General features: G+C 64.6%; 20 protein-coding genes and 1 pseudogene. 7 read left to right on the top strand and 14 right to left on the bottom strand.

Annotated features, from left to right (window positions below; genetic code table 11):
- Together F1609_RS27375 and F1609_RS27370 are read left to right on the top strand one after the other, a co-directional pair.
- A complete protein-coding gene (locus F1609_RS27375; RefSeq protein WP_167079991.1) occupies positions 1 to 372 on the top strand; it encodes a hypothetical protein in 372 nt (123 codons plus the stop codon).
- Positions 373 to 414: 42 nt separating this feature from the next.
- A complete protein-coding gene (locus F1609_RS27370; protein ID WP_167079989.1) occupies positions 415 to 1,626 on the top strand; it encodes a DUF1444 domain-containing protein in 1,212 nt (403 codons plus the stop codon).
- Here the strand turns inward: F1609_RS27370 and F1609_RS27365 are convergent.
- From F1609_RS27365 to F1609_RS27355, 3 genes are read right to left on the bottom strand one after another with little or no spacing between them, the layout of a single operon-like run.
- A complete protein-coding gene (locus tag F1609_RS27365; RefSeq protein ID WP_187363151.1) occupies positions 1,563 to 2,891 on the bottom strand; it encodes a permease in 1,329 nt (442 codons plus the stop codon). The genes F1609_RS27370 and F1609_RS27365 overlap by 64 nt on opposite strands.
- Before the next feature lie 3 nt (positions 2,892 to 2,894).
- Complete coding sequence (locus F1609_RS27360) at positions 2,895 to 3,140, bottom strand: DUF2249 domain-containing protein (protein ID WP_167079987.1); 246 nt, start codon at positions 3,138 to 3,140, stop codon at positions 2,895 to 2,897.
- The gene (locus tag F1609_RS27355; protein WP_167079985.1) at positions 3,137 to 3,601 is read right to left on the bottom strand and encodes a hemerythrin domain-containing protein; all 465 of its coding nucleotides are present in this window, start codon (positions 3,599 to 3,601) and stop codon (positions 3,137 to 3,139) included. The genes F1609_RS27360 and F1609_RS27355 overlap by 4 nt, the downstream gene beginning before the upstream one ends.
- Positions 3,602 to 3,731: 130 nt before the next feature.
- Between F1609_RS27355 and ubiU the strand changes: the two genes are divergently transcribed.
- Genes ubiU through F1609_RS27335 form a run of 4 tightly spaced genes read left to right on the top strand, consistent with a single transcriptional unit; the run spans position 3,732 to position 6,524 of the window.
- The gene (gene ubiU / locus F1609_RS27350) at positions 3,732 to 4,760 is read left to right on the top strand and encodes a ubiquinone anaerobic biosynthesis protein UbiU (protein WP_441294935.1); all 1,029 of its coding nucleotides are present in this window, start codon (positions 3,732 to 3,734) and stop codon (positions 4,758 to 4,760) included.
- A 10-nt stretch (positions 4,761 to 4,770) separates the two neighbouring features.
- A complete protein-coding gene (ubiV, locus tag F1609_RS27345) occupies positions 4,771 to 5,673 on the top strand; it encodes a ubiquinone anaerobic biosynthesis protein UbiV (RefSeq protein ID WP_229422095.1) in 903 nt (300 codons plus the stop codon).
- Positions 5,670 to 6,131, top strand: coding sequence for a ubiquinone anaerobic biosynthesis accessory factor UbiT (gene ubiT / locus F1609_RS27340; protein ID WP_167079981.1), 462 nt, complete (start codon positions 5,670 to 5,672; stop codon positions 6,129 to 6,131). Before ubiV ends, ubiT begins: the two co-directional genes overlap by 4 nt.
- A gap of 12 nt (positions 6,132 to 6,143) precedes the next feature.
- Complete coding sequence (locus tag F1609_RS27335) at positions 6,144 to 6,524, top strand: putative zinc-binding protein (RefSeq protein ID WP_167080118.1); 381 nt, start codon at positions 6,144 to 6,146, stop codon at positions 6,522 to 6,524.
- A gap of 63 nt (positions 6,525 to 6,587) precedes the next feature.
- Here F1609_RS27335 and F1609_RS27330 read toward each other — a convergent pair whose 3' ends face one another.
- The 11 genes and pseudogenes from F1609_RS27330 to F1609_RS27280 all read right to left on the bottom strand — a co-directional run bounded on the left by F1609_RS27330 (position 6,588) and on the right by F1609_RS27280 (position 16,475).
- A complete protein-coding gene (locus tag F1609_RS27330; RefSeq protein ID WP_196785499.1) occupies positions 6,588 to 7,304 on the bottom strand; it encodes an anaerobic ribonucleoside-triphosphate reductase activating protein in 717 nt (238 codons plus the stop codon).
- Positions 7,288 to 7,482, bottom strand: a complete 195-nt coding sequence (gene nrdD, locus F1609_RS35125; protein WP_167079979.1) for an anaerobic ribonucleoside-triphosphate reductase — start codon at positions 7,480 to 7,482, stop codon at positions 7,288 to 7,290. Before nrdD ends, F1609_RS27330 begins: the two co-directional genes overlap by 17 nt.
- A gap of 31 nt (positions 7,483 to 7,513) precedes the next feature.
- Positions 7,514 to 9,529 carry a ribonucleoside triphosphate reductase gene (locus F1609_RS27320; protein WP_167079977.1) on the bottom strand — a complete coding sequence of 672 codons (2,016 nt, stop codon included), beginning with the start codon at positions 9,527 to 9,529 and terminating at the stop codon, positions 7,514 to 7,516.
- A 120-nt stretch (positions 9,530 to 9,649) separates the two neighbouring features.
- On the bottom strand, positions 9,650 to 10,240 hold the full coding sequence (locus F1609_RS27315) for an SCO family protein (RefSeq protein ID WP_167079975.1): 591 nt from the start codon (positions 10,238 to 10,240) through the stop codon (positions 9,650 to 9,652).
- Positions 10,237 to 11,031 carry a formylglycine-generating enzyme family protein gene (locus F1609_RS27310; RefSeq protein WP_167079973.1) on the bottom strand — a complete coding sequence of 265 codons (795 nt, stop codon included), beginning with the start codon at positions 11,029 to 11,031 and terminating at the stop codon, positions 10,237 to 10,239. The genes F1609_RS27315 and F1609_RS27310 overlap by 4 nt, the downstream gene beginning before the upstream one ends.
- Positions 11,032 to 11,038: 7 nt before the next feature.
- Positions 11,039 to 12,457 carry a copper-containing nitrite reductase gene (nirK, locus tag F1609_RS27305; protein ID WP_167079971.1) on the bottom strand — a complete coding sequence of 473 codons (1,419 nt, stop codon included), beginning with the start codon at positions 12,455 to 12,457 and terminating at the stop codon, positions 11,039 to 11,041.
- 187 nt (positions 12,458 to 12,644) lie between these two features.
- Positions 12,645 to 12,836 (bottom strand): annotated as a pseudogene (locus F1609_RS27300) (IS6 family transposase); the annotation flags it as partial.
- A gap of 52 nt (positions 12,837 to 12,888) precedes the next feature.
- Positions 12,889 to 13,338 (bottom strand): zinc ribbon domain-containing protein, encoded by a 450-nt coding sequence (locus tag F1609_RS27295; RefSeq protein ID WP_167079969.1) that lies wholly within the window; start codon positions 13,336 to 13,338, stop codon positions 12,889 to 12,891.
- A 138-nt stretch (positions 13,339 to 13,476) separates the two neighbouring features.
- Positions 13,477 to 13,857: a SirB2 family protein gene (locus F1609_RS27290; RefSeq protein ID WP_167079966.1), complete on the bottom strand. Its 381-nt coding sequence runs from the start codon at positions 13,855 to 13,857 to the stop codon at positions 13,477 to 13,479.
- Positions 13,858 to 13,873: 16 nt separating this feature from the next.
- Positions 13,874 to 14,131 (bottom strand): DUF2249 domain-containing protein, encoded by a 258-nt coding sequence (locus F1609_RS27285; protein WP_166881875.1) that lies wholly within the window; start codon positions 14,129 to 14,131, stop codon positions 13,874 to 13,876.
- 67 nt (positions 14,132 to 14,198) lie between these two features.
- Positions 14,199 to 16,475 carry a nitric-oxide reductase large subunit gene (locus F1609_RS27280; RefSeq protein WP_167079964.1) on the bottom strand — a complete coding sequence of 759 codons (2,277 nt, stop codon included), beginning with the start codon at positions 16,473 to 16,475 and terminating at the stop codon, positions 14,199 to 14,201.
- A 176-nt stretch (positions 16,476 to 16,651) separates the two neighbouring features.
- On the opposite strand from F1609_RS27280, the gene F1609_RS27275 reads away from it, so the two are divergent.
- The gene (locus F1609_RS27275) at positions 16,652 to 17,101 is read left to right on the top strand and encodes an RrF2 family transcriptional regulator (RefSeq protein ID WP_167079962.1); all 450 of its coding nucleotides are present in this window, start codon (positions 16,652 to 16,654) and stop codon (positions 17,099 to 17,101) included.
- Positions 17,102 to 17,356 lie beyond the last annotated feature (255 nt).

Here is a 17,356-nt window from a genome sequence, read left to right as displayed (position 1 = left end):
TTGTTTCAATCGCAATCACTGGCATCCGAATACGAGCTCCAGAAAGGGCTGCTCGAAAAATTCCATCGGCGCAAAGGGATCGATATCTTCGTCTCCAGCTGTAAAGTGCTGCAACGTGCCGGTGAAAGCGCGTTCACCATGTGCACCTGGACCGAGGGCGTCTCCAGCTTGCTGCCGAAAACCGATGTGGTGGTGCGGGTCCGGCTCGACGGCAGCGGGAAACTGCGCGAATCGCTGCTGCTGGAGTGGGGGGAGCTGGCGGACAAGACTGGCGCACTGACCCTGCTCGACGCCACTTATCCGCCGCGTTACCGCACGGGCGAATTTCCCTCCCAGGCCTTGCGCGAAACCCTGACCCCCATCGCGCTGTAGTTTAGAATTTCATTCTATTAATTTTACGCATGCGAGGCACCCGTGGGAATCATTGACCTGTTCAGCTTGAAGCCGACACCTGCCAAATTTGCCACGCTGATGAGCGATACCATCCGGCAGCAGGGCATCACAGAGCCGATCCGTTTCGATCAGGACGCTTTCAGCCTGGTCATCGGCAGCGATGGCAGCCGGGTGATCAACCTGTACAACGCCTACAACGACTACTGCAGGGCAGCGAAGGGGGATCGTGCGCAGATCATTGCCGAGTACGCCACCGGGTTTGCACCGCCCACGGTTCCCACGAGCCTGGCCGATGCCCGCGCAAACCTGCTGCCGATCCTGCGCAATCGCGCCATGCCGGAGTTCATGCGGCTCGACCAGCTGGCCGGCAGCGACGACCCGGGCGATGCACTGGCAGCGCTGCCGTTCAGCGACGACACGGTGCTGATGCTGGCGCACGACGGCGAGCACGCACTCCAGACGCTCGGCACAGCGACCCTGAAAGAGTGGGGCGTGAATATCGAGGAGTGCCTGCCGATTGCGCTGGACAATCTGCGCGAGCGCAGCGTATCGCGTTTTGAACAAGTCGCGCCGGGGGTGTTTGTCGGTACCTGGAGCGATTCTTATGATACCTCGCGCCTGCTGCTGCCGGACTTGGTGTACCAGCTGGACCTGGGCGGCGAGCCGGTCATGATGATTCCCACGCGCGGATGCCTGCTTGCCACCTGCGCCAACAACCTCGCAGGCATGCTGGCCATGGTCGACCTGGCGCAGCGTTTTGGGGAAGAGGAAGCACGGCAGGTGTCGACGCTGATGTACCGTTTCCAGAACGGCCGGCCGGTGCAGTACGTGCCCGATGAACAGGTGGCCGCCGCGCTCATGCCGCTGCAGCTGAAGACGATGGCCTTCGACTACCGCCTGCAGAAAGAAAGGATCGACAAATTCCACGAACGCAAAGGGATCGACATTTACGTCGCGGGTTGCGAATTGATGCGCGGCCCCGACGGCAAGCTGGTGACGATGAGCGTCTGGACCGAGGACGTTGCGACCCTGCTGCCGAAGACCGACATGGTGGTGTTGAACCGGCTCGATGCGGACGGCCAGCCGCTCGGGATGGTTGCCGTACATTGGGACGAACTGGCGAGCAAGACCGGCGCCCTGGTTCTGTTTGACTCCAGCTATCCACCGCGCTACCGCACCACGGATTTTCCGTCCACGGCGCTGTGCGACACGCTGGTGACCATCGAACTGTAGCCGCGCCGCAGCGCTACTGACAAATTCACCAGCAGCCAGCCGGACGACAGGCCCATGGCCACGGCCGCCGGGCGCGCCAGCAGCGCCGGCCACCAGCAGGCCGCCAGTAGCAGGGCCAGGGCTGCGGCATGCAGCCAGAACTGGCGCTGCGCCACCTCGTCGCGAATGAGCGTCTTGATGGCCGGGGCGCGCTGGCCTTCGGCGGCGCGTTCCTGCAGCTCACGCCAGACCAGGAAGGGCACGATCTTGTACAGCATGCCGTTGATCGTCGAGTACAAAAACCCCACCAGCATCAGCACGCCCATTGCCAGGGTGCGGCCATCGCCCGCCACGCCGGCCGGCAGCGCCCACAGCGCCGCGCAGGCGAGCATGCTGGCCATGGCCAGGCGCCAGAACAGGGTCATGGCGTCGGCCTGCGCTCGTTTGCGGCGCGCCAGCAGGCGCAGGGTGGCCAGCGCGAAGATGCCGTAGGCGCTAAGTACCAGCGCGCTGGCCAGCGCGTCGATCCAGGGCAGGCGCGCGCGCAGGGCGGTGGCGCTCACGCTCCACAGCACCAGCAGCAAAAAGATCGCTACGCCCAGCACTTGCGGCAGCGGTTTGTCGTACAGCGGCGTGACCTGGAACATCGGCACCACCTGGAACGATACCCCGGCCAGCAGCAATCCGCCCCATCCGAACACACCCCACAGCGCATGCAGGTCGGTGACCAGCATCAGCGGCAGCGGCGCGGCCTGGGCCGGCCAGGCGAAGGCCCACGCCATCAGCGCGCCAAGCGTCACCGTCACGATCAGGCTGCCGAGCGCCAGCCGGACGGTGGCCGTCATCGGGATCGCGCCGGGCGGCGGCATCTGCCACAAGGCGACTGTGAGAGCGCCGATCAGCCACCCAAAGCCGGGCAGCAGCAGGGCCAGCGCGAGTCCGAACAGCCAGGGCTGCGTGAACAGGAAGGCGCAGCACAAGGCGGCCGTACCGCCGGCCAGCAACGCATGCACGCCCGGCGCCAGGATGCGCGCACGCGGCAGCGACACGCCGGCCACCACGGGCAGAATCTGGATCAGCGCGCCGGTCATGGCCATGCCCAGGGTGCCGAGGGTGAGCAGGTGGGTGAGCGCCAGCGTGGCCGGCGACCAGCGCGAGGCCAGCGCCGGCGCGCCCTGCCACAGCAGCAGCGCGGCGGCCAGCAGCGCGAACAGCGGCGTGGCCAGAAAAAATCGCAGCACCGCGCCGAGCGGCGGCGATTGTTCGAGCGAGAGGGTGCGCTGCATGGGTCAGGCGGCCGGCACGCGGCGCCAGATGCGCACTTCGTACAGGTAGTCGGGCAGCGCCGTGGTGGCGTGGCCGTAGCCGTTTTGCGACAGGATGCGGTACAGCGGGCGCGGTTCGCGTTCGATCAGCATGCACAGGTGGTCGCCTTCGGGCAGGCGGTCGAGCGCATCGAGCACGCGTTCGAGCGGCTCGGGCGGCTCCAGGCCGCGCACGTCGATGTGGTGGGTTTGCGGGCTGGTGGCGTTCATGCGGCGCTGGCCATCTGGTCCAGCGCACCGAAGTCCCGCATGGCCGCCACCAGCTTGTGGCGGCTCGGCGCCAGCACCCGCTCGATCATTGGATAGAGCACGCCTTCTTCCTTTTCGCTGTGCTGGTACAGCACGATGCCGAGCGTATTGGCATGATCGAGGAAGGCTTCGGTGTCGCGTTCGCGCAGCGAGTTCGACAAGCGCTGCACTACGCCGCGAATGCGCAGGTGCTCGCTGCGCATGGATGCGGTGGGCGCGCTGGCGGCGCCGATGGCTCTTTCAAACGCCGGAAACACGATCCGCTCCTCCATCAGCAAATGCCGTTCGAGCGCGTGGCAGAAGGTGGCGAATGCATGCCCCGCTTCGCGCCACAGGCCCTTGCGCACCGCGCGCCGCGCGTCTGCGAACAGCGCGTCGCAGCGCACATGGTCGGCTTCGAGATAGCTTCCGATTGTGTCCATCGTCCTCTCCTGCTGTTTGTGCATGGCGTCATTGTCGCCGCTTCGCAGTCCAAAAATCCTTGATGCAGGTCAAAGATTTTAGGACGGCCGCCGGGCTACAGTGCAGTCCCCCACCTTACGACGAATGAACATGATGTCAAATTCCTCCGACGGCGCCACGCCGTTCGAACTGGTGTGCCCGGCCGGTAGCCTGCCGGCCCTCAAGGCGGCCGTGGACAATGGCGCCGACTGCGTCTACCTCGGTTTTCGCGATGCGACCAACGCCCGCAACTTCGCCGGCCTGAACTTCGACGAAGCCGCGATCGAACAGGGCATCGCCTACAGCCACGCGCGTGGGCGCAAGGTGCTGCTGGCGCTGAACACCTATCCGCAGCCGGCCGCCGGCGCCTTGTGGCGGCGCGCCATCGACCGCGCCGCCGGCGCCGGCATCGACGCCATCATCCTGGCCGACCCGGGCCTGATGCGCTACGCCGCCGAGCGCTATCCGGCGCTGCGGCTGCACCTGTCGGTGCAGGGTTCGGCCACCAATTACGAGGCCATCAACTTCTTCCACCGCCACTTCGGCATTGCGCGCGCGGTGCTGCCGCGGGTGCTGTCGGTGGCGCAGGTGGAGCAGGTCGTGCGCAATACGCCGGTCGAAATCGAGGTCTTCGGCTTCGGCAGCCTGTGCGTGATGGTCGAAGGGCGCTGCGCGCTGTCGTCGTACGCCACGGGCGAGTCGCCCAACACGCATGGCGTGTGTTCGCCGGCCAAGGCGGTGCGCTGGCAGCAGACTCCGGCCGGACTGGAGTCGCGCCTGAACGATGTGCTGATCGACCGCTACGCCGACGGCGAGCAGGCCAATTATCCAACCCTGTGCAAGGGACGCTTCGACGTCGCCGGCGAACAGTTTTACGCGATCGAGGAGCCGGCCAGCCTGAACACGCTGGAACTGCTACCGCAGTTGATCGAACTGGGCGTAAGCGCGATCAAGATCGAAGGGCGCCAGCGCAGTCCCGCCTACGTGGCGCAGGTAACGCGCGTGTGGCGCGAAGCGATTGACCAGTACCACGCCAGTCCGCTGCGGTTTTCGGCCAAACAGGCATGGATGGCAGATCTGAACAAGGTGGCGGAGGGGCAGCAGCACACGCTGGGCGCCTACCACCGCTCATGGAAATAAGGGAGGCACGATGATGAAACTGGCCCTCGGACCGGTGTTGTACTACTGGCCGCGCGATACGATGATGGCATTCTACGAATCAGTGGCGGCAAGCTCGGTCGATATCGTCTACCTTGGCGAAACGGTGTGCTCGCGCCGCCACGAGCTGCGCCTGCCCGACTGGCTCTCGCTCGCAGCCATGCTGGCCGACGCCGGCAAGGAGGTGGTGCTCTCGACCCAGGCCCTGCTCGAATCGGGCAGCGACCTGGCCAACCTGCGCAAACTCACCTCCAACGGGCGCTTTGCGATCGAAGCGAACGATATCGGCGCGGTGCACTGCCTGGACGGCACGCTGCCGTTCGTGGCCGGCCCGCACCTGAACCTGTACAACGAAGACAGCGTGGCGCTGATGGCGCAACTGGGCGCACGGCGCTGGGTCATGCCGTTGGAGATGGGCCGCGCCGCACTGGCGACGATGCAGCAAAGCCGCCCGGCGGGGCTGGAGACCGAGGTATTCGCCTACGGGCGCATGCCGCTGGCGTTTTCCGCGCGCTGCTTTACGGCGCGCCACCGCAACCTGGGCAAGGACGATTGCCAGTTCAGCTGCATGGCGCACCCGGACGGACTGGAACTGCGCACGCGCGACGCCGATACCTTTTTGATCCTGAACGGCACCCAGATCCAGTCGCACCTGGTGTATAACCTGCTGGGCGAAATGACGGTATTGGCGTCGATGGGCGTGGACGTGCTGCGTATCAGCCCACAGGCGCAGCATACCGACGCGGTGGTGGCGCTGTTCGACCGCGCGCGCCACGGCCAGATCGACACGGTCCAGGCGCAGGCGGTCCTGGCGCCGTTGATGCCGGCGGCAGCCTGCGACGGCTACTGGCACGGTAAACCAGGCATGGCGTTCGACAAGCGGGAGGCAGCATGAAGCCGCACGCGTATCCGCTGTTGCCCAAGCCGCTGGCCGGCGTGCTTGGGCGCCTGCCGCGTTTTCCCGGTTCGCTGCTGTTTGCAGCCGGCTTGACGCGCGTGCTCGGGCCGCACCTGCCCGGTGACGTGCGTGCGGCCATGCAGAATCGCTCGATTTGCATCGTCGTCAACGATGCCGGCCTGCGCTTCGATGTGAGCTGGCACGGATCGCGCTTCGTGGCAATTGCGCCGCAGCAGAAGCCGGACCTGTCGATCGGCGCCAGCGCGCGCGACTTTTTGCTGCTGGCGCAGCGCCGCGAAGATCCGGACACACTGTTTTTTGCACGTCGCCTGACAATGGAGGGCGACACCGAACTGGGGCTGCTGGTGAAGAACACGCTCGACGCGATTGACGTTGCGCTGTTCGATCCGGAGCGTTTGCTGCCGGCGCGCTGGCGCCGGGGTTCTGCCATGTAAGGGAGGTTGATGATGGGTACCGACAGGGCGGTGCTGCCGCTGGTGTATTCGTGTTCGGGATGTTCGAGCGCGGCGCAGATGGCCAATTACCTGGCGCTGTCGCTCGACCGCAACGGCGCGGCTGAAATGTCGTGCATCGCCGGCGTGGGCGGCGGCGTGGCGCCGCTGGTCAGGCTGGCCCGCTCGGGGCGCCCGGTGCTGGCGATCGACGGTTGTCCGCTCGCGTGCGCGCGCCAGTGCCTGGCGCAGCATGGCGTGGTGCCGGACCAGCATGTGCTGCTCAGTGAACTTGGGGTGCGCAAGAAGATGCATGCCGACTTTGACAAGGCGCACGCCGATCAATTGGCGGAACAGTTGCGCACCGATGCCAGGCTTTTAGGACGAAACCCGTAGATCCGTCGTCTCCGGCAGTGCCGGAGACGACGGATCGTAACGGGTTGGAACTTGGTGCCTGTCTTACGCGGGCCGCAGTACGAAGGTCTCGAAGCGCGCCCCGATGCGTTGCAGCGCCGCTGCGCTCATGACAGTACCCGCCGTCGCATTCAAGCCGGCATCGGCGCAGCCCTGCGCGCGGAAGGTCTGGATGGCGTAATTGCGCACTCCCGCACCGGCCAGCGTACCGGCCAAGCCCTCAACCTCGGCTTCCGACAACAGCGCCGGATGCAGCGTGGTCCTGCACTCATGCGCCACGCCGCTGGCGACGATCATCTCCAGGCAAGCACGCGCCGGCTCGCCGCTGCCGGCCACGCCCGTCACCCTCTGATACGCGTCGAACGGGGCCTTGATATCAAACCCCACCCAATCGACCAGCGGCAGCACTTCCTTCAACCGGCGCGGGTAGATGCACGCGGTGTGCAGCCCGACCGCAAGGCCGATCTGGCGCACCGCCGTCATGGCAAACGGCAGCGCCGGGTCCATGGTCGGCTCGCCGCCGCTGAACACCACGCCGTCGAGCAAGCCGGCGCGCCGCACTAGCAGCGCCATCACGTCGGCCCACGAGTGCGGCCCGCGCCGGCGCGGCTGCAAGTGCGGATTGTGGCAGTAGCCGCAGCGCCACGGGCAGCCCTGAATGAACACCGCGGCCGCCAGTTTGCCGGGGAAATCGGTCGCGGTAAAGGCGGTGACCCCGCCCACCCGCAGCGCGCCGGCGCCCACGCTAGCTGCGCGCCGCAATGGCGCGCTCGTTGAACCAGGTACGTTCGTGGAACTCGCCCTTCTTGCCGGTATTGAAGGACGACACCGGGCGGTGATAACCCATCACGCGGGTCCAGACTTCACACGGCTGGCGTTCGGCATCGGTGAGGGTGATGGTTTGGGGTACGAAAAATACGGCTTGGCTCAGGTCTGACATGGATAACTCCTTTAGTGGTTACGCAAAGTGTTTAGGCAAGTTCGCGTTGCTTGCGCGCGATCAGGTCAAGATCGCATTTGGGACAAAATGGATGGCTGCCCCCCAGATAACCGTGCTTGGGGCAGATCGAAAAGGTGGGCGTGACCGTGATGTAGGGCAGGCCGAAGCGGCCAAGGGCGCGCTTGACCAGCTGCCGGCAGGCGTCGGCGCTCGACAGCGGTTCGCTCATGTACAGGTGCAGCACGGTGCCGCCGGTGTACTTGCGCTGCAGTGGGTCCTGCCGCTCCAGCGCCTCGAACGGGTCGTCGGTAAAGCCGACCGGCAGTTGCGAGGAGTTGGTGTAGTAGGGCATGGCGTCGGTGCCGGCCTGCAGGATGTCCGGATGGCGCTTGCGGTCTTCGCGCGCGAAACGGTAGGTGGTGCCTTCGGCGGGCGTCGCTTCGAGGTTGTACATATGGCCGGTCTGGTCCTGGAATTCGAGCATGCGCGCGCGCACGTGGTCCAGCAGGCGCAGGGCGAAGGCGTGGCCCCAGTCGCTTGCAATATCGTGCTCGCCCCAGGTGAAATTGCGGATCATCTCGTTGACGCCGTTCACGCCCAGGGTCGAGAAGTGATTGCGCAAGGTGCCGAGGTAGCGCTTCGTGTACGGGAACAGGCCATTGTCCATGTGGCGCTGGATGACCTTGCGCTTGATTTCCAGGCTGTCGCGGCCCAGGTCGAGCAGGCGGTCGAGCGCCTCGAACAGGCCTTCCTCGTCGTCCGCATGCAGGTAGCCCAGGCGCGCGCAGTTGATGGTCACCACGCCGAGCGAGCCGGTTTGTTCGGCCGATCCGAACAGGCCGTTGCCGCGCTTGAGCAGTTCGCGCAGGTCGAGCTGGAGGCGGCAGCACATCGAACGGATCATGTTCGGCTTCAGTTCGGAGTTGAGGAAGTTCTGGAAGTAGGGCAGGCCGTAGCGCGCCGTCATCTCAAACAGCAGTTCCGCGTTCGGGCTGTTCCACGCAAAGTCCTCGGTGATGTTGTAGGTCGGGATCGGAAAAGTGAACACGCGGCCCTTGGCGTCGCCGGTCATCATGATTTCGATGTAGGCGCGGTTGATCATGTCCATCTCGCCCTGCAAGTCGCCATAGGTAAACGGCATGTCGGCGCCGGCGATGTGCGGCACCTGCTCGCGCAGGTCTTCCGGGCATACCCAGTCGAAGGTGAGGTTGGTGAACGGCGTCTGGGTGCCCCAGCGCGAGGGGACGTTCAGGTTGTAGATCAGCTCCTGGATGTACTGCTTGACGCTCTCGTAGCTGAGCGAGTCGACGCGCACGTACGGCGCCATGTAGGTGTCGAAAGAGCTGAATGCCTGGGCGCCCGCCCATTCATTTTGCAAGGTGCCGAGGAAGTTGACGATCTGGCCGATGGCGCTCGACATGTGTTTCGGCGGCGCCGATTCGATCTTGCCCGGCACGCCATTCAAGCCTTCGTGCAGCAGTGTGCGCAGCGACCAGCCGGCGCAGTAACCGGCCAGCATGTCGAGATCGTGGATGTGCAGGTCGGCGCTGCGGTGGGCCGCGCCCACGGCGGGCGGATACACGTGGTCGAGCCAGTAGTTGGCGATCACCTTGCCCGAGACATTGAGAATCAGGCCGCCCAGCGAGTAGCCCTGGTTGGCGTTGGCGTTGACGCGCCAGTCGCGCTGCTCCAGGTATTCGTTCATCGACGCTTCGACGTCGATCAGGCTTTTGCGGTCGCGCCGCAGTCCGTGGTGCTGCTCGCGATACACGACAAAGGCGCGCAGGGTGGCGCGGTGGCCGGCGTCGAACAGGGCGCTTTCCACCATGTCCTGGACTTGCTCGACGCCGGGGGTGTCCATGCCCAGTGCCGACAGCGCGGGCAGCACCGCGTTCCAGGTCAGACGGTGGGCGGTGCCGGCATCGAACTCGCCGCTGGCCTGCGCGGCGCGCTGCATGGCCGACTTGATGCGGCTGGCGTCGAACGGCTTGACGGCGCCGTCGCGCTTGCGGATGTGGGTGGGGAAGTGAAGCGGTGGATTGATCATTTGCTCTCCATGAGGCACAAGATGTAGTGCATGGAGAGAGGTTAGTGACTGTATATAGTGTGGTCAACGAAGTTTTCGCGCGTCTTTAAAATCCTTGATCCAGGTTGGTTTCGGGGCCGGCTATTTGACCGCGAGCCGGATCTGGGCGACAAACGCGGGGTCGGGCAGAGGGCTGAGCTGCGTGCTGCTTGCGAGCAGCTTGCCCCCGGCGTCGAGCAGGCACACGCGCGTGGTGTGGTTGATTTCGCCCTTGGTGACGGCGCGGTACTTGACCTGCAATGCGCTGGCCATGGCGCGCGTATGCGTTTCGTTGGCGGCCACCGCCAGGCGGAAGATGGCCGGATCGAGCTTGTGCGATCTGGCCAGGTCGGCCAGCGAGCCTGGCGTGTCGTACAGCGGGTCCAGGCTGACCATCAGCACCGCCAGCCGGTCCGGTGCGGGCTTGACCGCGTCGACCGTGCGGCGCAGGTTTTCGATGATGATCGGGCAGGCCGCGTTGCAGTCGCCGTAGAACATGGTCACCAGCAGCGGGCGGCCGGCCAGCGCGCGCCAGTCGAACTGGCGCCCCTGGCTGTCCTTGAGCGGGACCGAAAGGCGGTACAGCGAATCGGCCGGCAGCGCATCGGCGTGCGCCAGCGGGGCCGCGATAACGCTGGCGGCCAGCACGCTCGCGCGCAAGAGCGCGCGGCGCACGGGATTGAAGGTGTTCATGGTGAGTCTTTCGGATGGGGTGTATTGGCGGCGTCGCGCGCGCAGCGAAAGCCCAGGTAGCCGCCATCCTGCGCGCCTTCCATCGCGGCCAGCAGGGCGATGCGCATCAGCACCGCGTAGTTGCGGCGGTCGCCCAGCGAGAGCGCCGCGCCGCCGCAGTAATCGAGCTGCTTGCGCGGGTCCTGGCTGCGGCTATCGGCACTGACGAACAGCGCGCTGTAGTCCTCGACCCATTCCCACACCAGGCCGTGCATGTCGTACAGGCCGTAAAAATTCGGGGCATTGGCGCGCACCCGCGACGGCGGCGTGCTGGCCGGATGGGCATACCAGTTGAGGATGTGCTCCAGCCATTGGGGATCGTCGCGGGCGTCGGCACGGGTGGCGTCGGCCGCGGCGGCGTATTCCCATTCGTGCCAGCGCGGCAGGCGCGCGCCTTCGCTGGCGCAAAAGGCGTTCGCCGCGTGCCAGCTGACATTGGTGACCGGCGCGTCCGGCGCCAGCGCGCCATGATCGGCGGCGCCGCGCCACGCCGCCAGGTAAGTGGGCGCGGCCAGCACCGCCGGCGCCTGGACGCGCTGCCACTCCGGATGCGCCAGCACGAACTGGCGGAATTCGGCGTTGCTGACCTGCGCGCTGCGCATCGAAAACGGCGCCACGATGGCCGGGGCATCCTTGCCGTCGGCCGGCATGACGGAGCGCAGCGCGCCGCCGGGCAGGGCCACATACTCGCCTGCGGCGGCGACGCCGCCCAGCAGCGCCGCACAGGCAAACGTGATCAGGTGACGTTTCATGGCGCGGTCAGTTGGCTTTGACCTGGCGCATCTGCTTGACCTGGGCCGGCGTGATGACGGCTTTGCCGCCGTTCATGTCGGTGCTGACGTAATTGATGACGGCGGCGACATCGTCGTCATCGAGATCCTGCGCCGGCATGACCGAGTTGTAATGCTCGCCGTTGACGACCAGCTCTCCGCTGCGGCCATGCAGCACGATATGCGCCATTTCGTAAGGCCGCTCCTGGAAAAAGTCGGAATTGGCCAGCGGCGGGAAGACGCCGGGAACGCCTTTCCCGTCCGGCAGATGGCAGGCCGCGCAGGTGTTATCGTAGACCGACTTGCCGCGCACGCGCTGCGCGCTGGTCGCTGCCGGCACCGGTGGCGCCTTGGCCGCTACGGCAGGCGGCTTGGCGCCGTTTAGCGCGGTCTTGACGCCTTTGCCGTAGAGGTCAAGCCGCTCAGGTCCGCTGACCGCCATCAGGCCGACCGCGCCCTTGTTGAAGGCGCGCGTGAGCGAGTGGTCGACCAAGGTCAGGTTGCCCGGCACCTTGGGCACGAATTCGACGATGGTCGAACCGCCCGCCGGTACCAGCGTGGTCTGCACGTTTTCCTGGAAATGCTTGCCGCCTTCGGTATAGACCTTGTCGAAGATGGCGCCGATGATGTGGAAGCTCGACACCGTATTCGGTCCGCCCACGCCGAAGAACATGCGCACCTTGTCGCCCGCCTTGGCGGTCAGCGTGCCCTGGCCAGTCAGTGCGCCGTCGGCGCCGTTGAACAGCACGTAGGTCGGGCGCTCGTCGATCGCTTTCTGCATGTCGAAGCCTTGCAGGCCGGGAGCGCGGTAGCCGCCGGTGGTGTAGAAGTCGCCCTGCATGACGTAGTACTCCTTGTCGACCTTGGACATGCCCTCCTTGGGTTCGACCAGGATCATGCCGTACATGCCGTTCGCGACGTGCATGCCGACCGGCGCGGTGGCGCAGTGGTAAACGTACAGGCCCGGTGCCAGCGCCTTGAAGGTGAAGCTGGCCTGGTTGCCCGGTGCGATCAGGGTTTGCCCGGCGCCGCCACCGGGACCGGTGACCGCGTGCAGGTCGATATTGTGGGGCAGCTTGTTACCGGCCAGGTTTTGCAGGTTCAGTTCGACCGTATCGCCTTCGCGCACGCGGATCATCTTGCCGGGGACGGTGCCGCCGAAGGTCCAGAAGGTGTAGCGCGTGCCCGGTGCGATCTCGCGTTCGATTTCCTCGACGGTCAGGTTGACGACCACGCGCGCCGGCGTCTTGCGCGTGATTTGCGGCGGCAGCGCGGGCGGCGCGAGCAGTTCCTGGTGGATGACGGGCAGCGCCGGTTCGGCGGCCACGGCCGGCAGGGCTTGCAGCGTAAGGAGGGCGGAAACGGTAGCCAGGCAGGTGCCGGCGAGGCGGAGAGGAAGCGAGCGCATGATAAAACCTTTTCTTTTTCTGTTGGACGTTGCAAAAGGCAGCCGTCATCAGAATGCTAAGGTTTGCGTTCTGGAAATTCCTTGATGTAGATTGTATTTCAAGGCATTCTGGCGAGTCGCCAGTGGGCCGGGTTCTGTCGCATTGTTGAACGAAGGACGGAATTTTCCTGGAACGGCACTGTGGCCCTCAAACTGGGCGGACCATCCCTGCGAGCGTAAAAAATTGGTCGACGAATGGCATCGCATCGGCGCCGTCGATCCCGAATTGCCCTTTTCGGATCATGTGCATCAGCTCAATTCCAGCCAGCATGGAACTGGCGGACCGGAACAATTTGAAGTTGAGCATGGGCTTGGTCACCCGATGGTTCATGGAATGATCCGCGCTGGACCGAAGCCGGCGAACACCAGGTCGCGCTCGACGCAAAAGCGATTTAGTGCAGACGTCCTTCTTGGACCCTTACGTCAAGTACGGTTTTTTCATCTGCAGCGAGGTCACACTCATAGATAATTGGCGTGTAGGCGCCGAATCCATTTTGGAATTCAATTTTGTCACCGATATAGGTAATTTCTCCTGCGACCGGATCTCGCCAACGAAATCGCGAGAACTTAGGCTCCAGCGCTTTGTCGGTCCACCTGACCGCATGCGTTGCCAAACGTTCGACGTGTGAACGGCAGTAGACCGCAGCGCTACCCAGCGTATTGCTTCCCCGGCACTGCAAATCGTTTTTTCCGCAGCTTGCTACCTGTGTTACGACTTTAGCTGTTTCTTTAGCAGGTTTGTAAAGGTCGTACAGTCCCATGCCGACGACAGCTAAAACACCAAGAAAAATCATTCCCAGCGCTTCACCGTTGCCAATTTTCGTCCCCGAACCGTTTTGCATTTGACGTCCCGGAGCGTTCCCTCATGCACAAATCCGAGTTTCATTTGCTCAGTCGTCGCTTCCAGGCTATCGTAAGATACGCCGTAGTGGCATGAACATTCTTGTCGAGACATCGCGTTGATGTGATGCGAACCACCACTACCCAACGATCAATACGCGTCGTGTCAGCGCAACCGCGACGATATAGAAGACCGTGAGCAGCGCCGCGCCGAAGGCAATGGCGCGCACGCTTTTCGGGCGCCCCGGCTTGAGCGCAACCACGCCCAGCCCGATGTAGACCACCAGCGCCACCACCTTGGCGCCCAGCCACGGCTGCACAAACGGATACTGGCCGCTCCATACCACCATGATGATGGCACTGGCCAGCAGCACCGAATCGACGACATGCGGCGCGCTCTTGACCCAGCGCTGCCCCAGCCGGGGCGAGTCGCGCAGCATCCACACGCCGCGCAGCGCGAACAGGAAGATGCTGAGCGCCGCGCAGCTCATATGCAGGTGTTTGACGGCCAGGTAACCCATTCTTTGTTCTTTCCCTTCAGGCGATCCCGAAGTCGATGATGATTTCGCCCGGCGCGCGCGCCACATAGGCGATCGTTACGCGCGAACCGAAATGGGCCTCGATCTGCGCCAGCAGCGGCAGCGGGTCGTGGTCGTTATAAAAGCGCATGGTCTCGCCCGGCTCCAGCGCGGCCAGCGCGCCGAAAATGGCGGCGTGCCGGAAGCGCTTGGCCACGCCGCGCGCGTCGAACGGGTAAAGACCAATGGAAGCGGTCGAAAAAACTGCGTGTGTCATGTTGTTACTCCTGATAGTGTAATCGATGCAAACCCCGGCTGGAAGTGCCCGCCGGGGGAAGGCTGACTTAGCGTTTGCCCGGGACGACCGAGCCGACGACGACATTGCTGCCACGCGCCCCGGTGGCGAGCTTGATGGCGAACAGCGCCAGGAAGCCGCAGCCGGCCGCGAACACCACGTCACCCGGCACGCGCAGCCAGACCAGCGTTTCCATCACCGTCGAGTGCACCACTTCCGGCGAGCGGGCAAACCAGGTGCCTTGCGTGACGCTGGCCCAGGCCTGGTAGATCCCGGAAGGAACCAGCGACATGAAGACCATCATCGCCAGGCCGATGTTCAGGCTCCAGAACATGGGGGCGAGCAGTTTGTCGGACCAGGCGGCGCGCTCGGTCAGGCCGCGCAGGCAGAACAACATCAGGCCGATGCCGAGCATGCCGTACACGCCGAACAGCGCTGCATGGCCGTGGGCGGCGGTCATGTTCATGCCTTGCATGTAGTACAGCGCGATCGGGGTGTTGATGGTGAAACCAAGCAGTCCGGCGCCAACCACGTTCCAGAAACCGACGGCGATGAAGCACAGGATCGGCCATTTGTAGGCTTGCACCCAGGGCGCCGCTTTCGAGCGCTGGTAATTGCGCCATGCTTCGACGCCGATCATCGCCAGCGGTACCACTTCCAGTGCCGAGAACATGGCGCCGATGGCGATCACAAACGTCGGCGTGCCGGTGAAGTACAGGTGGTGCAAGGTACCCAGGATGCCGCCGAACAGGAACACGATGGTCTCCAGAATGATGGCGCTGTTGGCGGTGGACGCGGCGATCAGGCCGAGGCGCGTGAACAGCAGGGCGATGACGGCGGTGGCGAATACTTCGAAGAAGCCTTCGACCCACAGGTGGACCAGCCACCAGCGCCAGTATTCAACCATGGCGTAGTGGGTGCGCGGACCCCAGGTGAGCGAGGTGGCGTAGAAGCCGCCGATGCACAGGGCTGCCAGGAACACCATGGCGATCAGGCCACGGCTCTCGGATGGCTTGCGCAGGGCGGGCATGAGGCCGCGACCGAGCAGCAGGACCCAGATCAGCAGGCCGACGAACAGCAGGATTTGCCACACGCGGCCCATGCTGGTGAATTCGAGGCCCTGGTTGCCGATCCAGAAGCTGTAGTCGTTGCCCATGTGTTGCAGGGTGCCGAGCCAGCCGGTGACGGTGGAACCGGCCACGATGAACAGCAGCGCGTAGAACAGGACGTTGACGCCGAGCGCCTGGTACTTCGGTTCGTGCCCCGAGATGGCGGGAGCGATGTACAGGCCCGTGGCCAGCCAGGCGGTGGCGATCCACAGCACGGCGAACTGGGTGTGGATGGTGCGGCTGACGGTGAACGGCAGGATCTGGCCGAGCGGGAAGCCGAAGAAGCTCTGGCCTTCGACCGCATAGTGGGCGGTGATGATGCCCATGCCGACCTGTGCCAGCACCAGCGCGATGACGACCCAGAAGTACTTGCGGGTGGCGCGCATCGAGGCGGTCGGCTTCATGTCGAACAGCGGGTCGGTCTTCGGCGGCGCGGGGTCGTCGCCTTCGTGGGCGCGGCCGTGGTAGAAGATCATGGCGGCGATCGCGGCGATCATCAGGATGATGCTGGCGATCGACCAGATGCCGGCGCCGGCGGTGGGGGCGTTGCCGACCAGCGGTTCGTGCGGCCAGTTGCTGGTGTAGCTGATCGCGGTTTCGCCCGGACGGTCGGCGGCCGCCGACCACGACGACCAGAAGATAAAGGCGGGCAGGGCGCGCAGGTCGTCGGGATCGGTCAGGCTGCCCGAACTCATGGCGTATTGCTCGCGCAGGACGTCGAGAGCGGGGTCGGCGCCGAACAGGGCGCTGTAGTGGGTGGCGACTTCACGCACGGCCTGGGCGCGTTCGGGCGAGAGGGTGATGATGCCGGTGCGCGCGTCCCAGGTGTTGGCGCGCATTTCACGCTTGAGGCGTTCGCCCAGCGCGGCCTGCTGCTCGAAGTCGAGCTGCGCGAACGGTTTGCCGAATTGTTTGGTGGCGTAGATCTCGCGCAGGGCCAGCGCTTCGCGGTGCAGCCAGTCGGCCGACCAGTCGGGCGCGAGGTAGCTGCCGTGTCCCCAGACGGAGCCGAGCTGCTGGCCGCCGGCGCTGAGCCAGGCTTGCTGGCCGCGCTGCACCTGGCCTTCGGAGAACAGCACCTCGCCCTGGCGGCTGGTGACTTGTTGGGGAATCGGGGGAGCTTTCAGGTAGATCTCGGTCCCGACCCAGCCGAGAACGGCGAAGGACAGGACGCAGATGACTGCGAGCCAGGTCCATAGTTTGCGTGAGGCGTGCATGGCGTGGTTTCCTTGTTATTGGAACGGGGCGGTACAGTCCGGCCCGTTAAAGAAGGATTCTAGATACATCTATTTAAACAAGCAAGTTAAATACTTCTTTAGCGCGCCGCAATGTAATCTGGATCAATAGATGTATACTGAATGCCTCATTTCACCCAACCGCGAGCCGAAACGCCATGCGACTGACCGCTTACACCGATTACACCCTGCGCACCCTGATCTATCTGGGCATGCACCGCGATCGCCTGGCCACCATCCAGGACATCGCCGACGTACATGGCATTTCGAAGAACCATCTGATGAAAGTGGTGTACCAGCTTGGCTTGTCGGGCATGGTGGAGACGGTGCGGGGGCGCAATGGCGGGCTGCGGCTCAGGCTCGAGCCGGACGCGATCAATATCGGCGCGGTGGTGCGCCACAGCGAGACCGATTTTTACATGGCCGAGTGCTTCGATCCGGAGAGCAGCTCGTGCACGCTGGCGCCGTCGTGCGCGCTCAAGGGCGTGCTGAAAGCGGCGACGGCGGCGTATCTGAAGGTGCTCGACGGGGTGACGCTGGCCGACCTGATTGCACACAGCGCGCGCCCCGGCGGCCGCGCGGACAAGGCGATCGTGGTCTGGAAGTAGGGCTACGGTGAGGGGTAATGCCGCTAACTTAAGGTCCGTCTTTCCCGCATGCGCGCTACTGTGTACCCACATTTCTGCAACCTTCGTCGTTGGCGTATGTCGAAGCGATAATGTCAGATTGTGGAGGTGGCGATGGAGGCGACAATGTTGGTAGCCGATGCTCCTTGCATCGGGGAGTTCGGTGATAAGCGGCTTTGCAAGACCGGATCACTGCTCTATAGTCGAATGATCGAACGTGGCACGGTGTGTTTGCGG

This window comes from Massilia aquatica (assembly GCF_011682045.1).
Taxonomy (GTDB): Bacteria; Pseudomonadota; Gammaproteobacteria; order Burkholderiales; family Burkholderiaceae_D; genus Telluria_A; species Telluria_A aquatica.
The sequence above is the reverse complement of the archived record's forward strand: the minus strand, read 5'-3'. Positions and strand labels throughout refer to the sequence as shown.

Coding starts and splice junctions, on each gene's coding strand:
- F1609_RS27360 (WP_167079987.1), bottom strand. CDS start 3,140: ATGAACGCCACCAGCCCGCAAACCCACCACATCGACGTGCGCGGCCTG.
- ubiU (WP_441294935.1), top strand. CDS start 3,732: ATGATGTCAAATTCCTCCGACGGCGCCACGCCGTTCGAACTGGTGTGC.
- nirK (WP_167079971.1), bottom strand. CDS start 12,457: ATGCGCTCGCTTCCTCTCCGCCTCGCCGGCACCTGCCTGGCTACCGTT.
- ubiT (WP_167079981.1), top strand. CDS start 5,670: ATGAAGCCGCACGCGTATCCGCTGTTGCCCAAGCCGCTGGCCGGCGTG.
- F1609_RS27295 (WP_167079969.1), bottom strand. CDS start 13,338: ATGCAAAACGGTTCGGGGACGAAAATTGGCAACGGTGAAGCGCTGGGA.
- F1609_RS27320 (WP_167079977.1), bottom strand. CDS start 9,529: ATGATCAATCCACCGCTTCACTTCCCCACCCACATCCGCAAGCGCGAC.
- F1609_RS27310 (WP_167079973.1), bottom strand. CDS start 11,031: ATGAAACGTCACCTGATCACGTTTGCCTGTGCGGCGCTGCTGGGCGGC.
- ubiV (WP_229422095.1), top strand. CDS start 4,771: ATGATGAAACTGGCCCTCGGACCGGTGTTGTACTACTGGCCGCGCGAT.
- F1609_RS27275 (WP_167079962.1), top strand. CDS start 16,652: ATGCGACTGACCGCTTACACCGATTACACCCTGCGCACCCTGATCTAT.
- F1609_RS27285 (WP_166881875.1), bottom strand. CDS start 14,131: ATGACACACGCAGTTTTTTCGACCGCTTCCATTGGTCTTTACCCGTTC.
- F1609_RS27365 (WP_187363151.1), bottom strand. CDS start 2,891: ATGCAGCGCACCCTCTCGCTCGAACAATCGCCGCCGCTCGGCGCGGTG.
- F1609_RS27335 (WP_167080118.1), top strand. CDS start 6,144: ATGGGTACCGACAGGGCGGTGCTGCCGCTGGTGTATTCGTGTTCGGGA.
- F1609_RS27290 (WP_167079966.1), bottom strand. CDS start 13,857: ATGGGTTACCTGGCCGTCAAACACCTGCATATGAGCTGCGCGGCGCTC.
- F1609_RS27355 (WP_167079985.1), bottom strand. CDS start 3,601: ATGGACACAATCGGAAGCTATCTCGAAGCCGACCATGTGCGCTGCGAC.
- F1609_RS27315 (WP_167079975.1), bottom strand. CDS start 10,240: ATGAACACCTTCAATCCCGTGCGCCGCGCGCTCTTGCGCGCGAGCGTG.
- F1609_RS27280 (WP_167079964.1), bottom strand. CDS start 16,475: ATGCACGCCTCACGCAAACTATGGACCTGGCTCGCAGTCATCTGCGTC.
- nrdD (WP_167079979.1), bottom strand. CDS start 7,482: ATGTCAGACCTGAGCCAAGCCGTATTTTTCGTACCCCAAACCATCACC.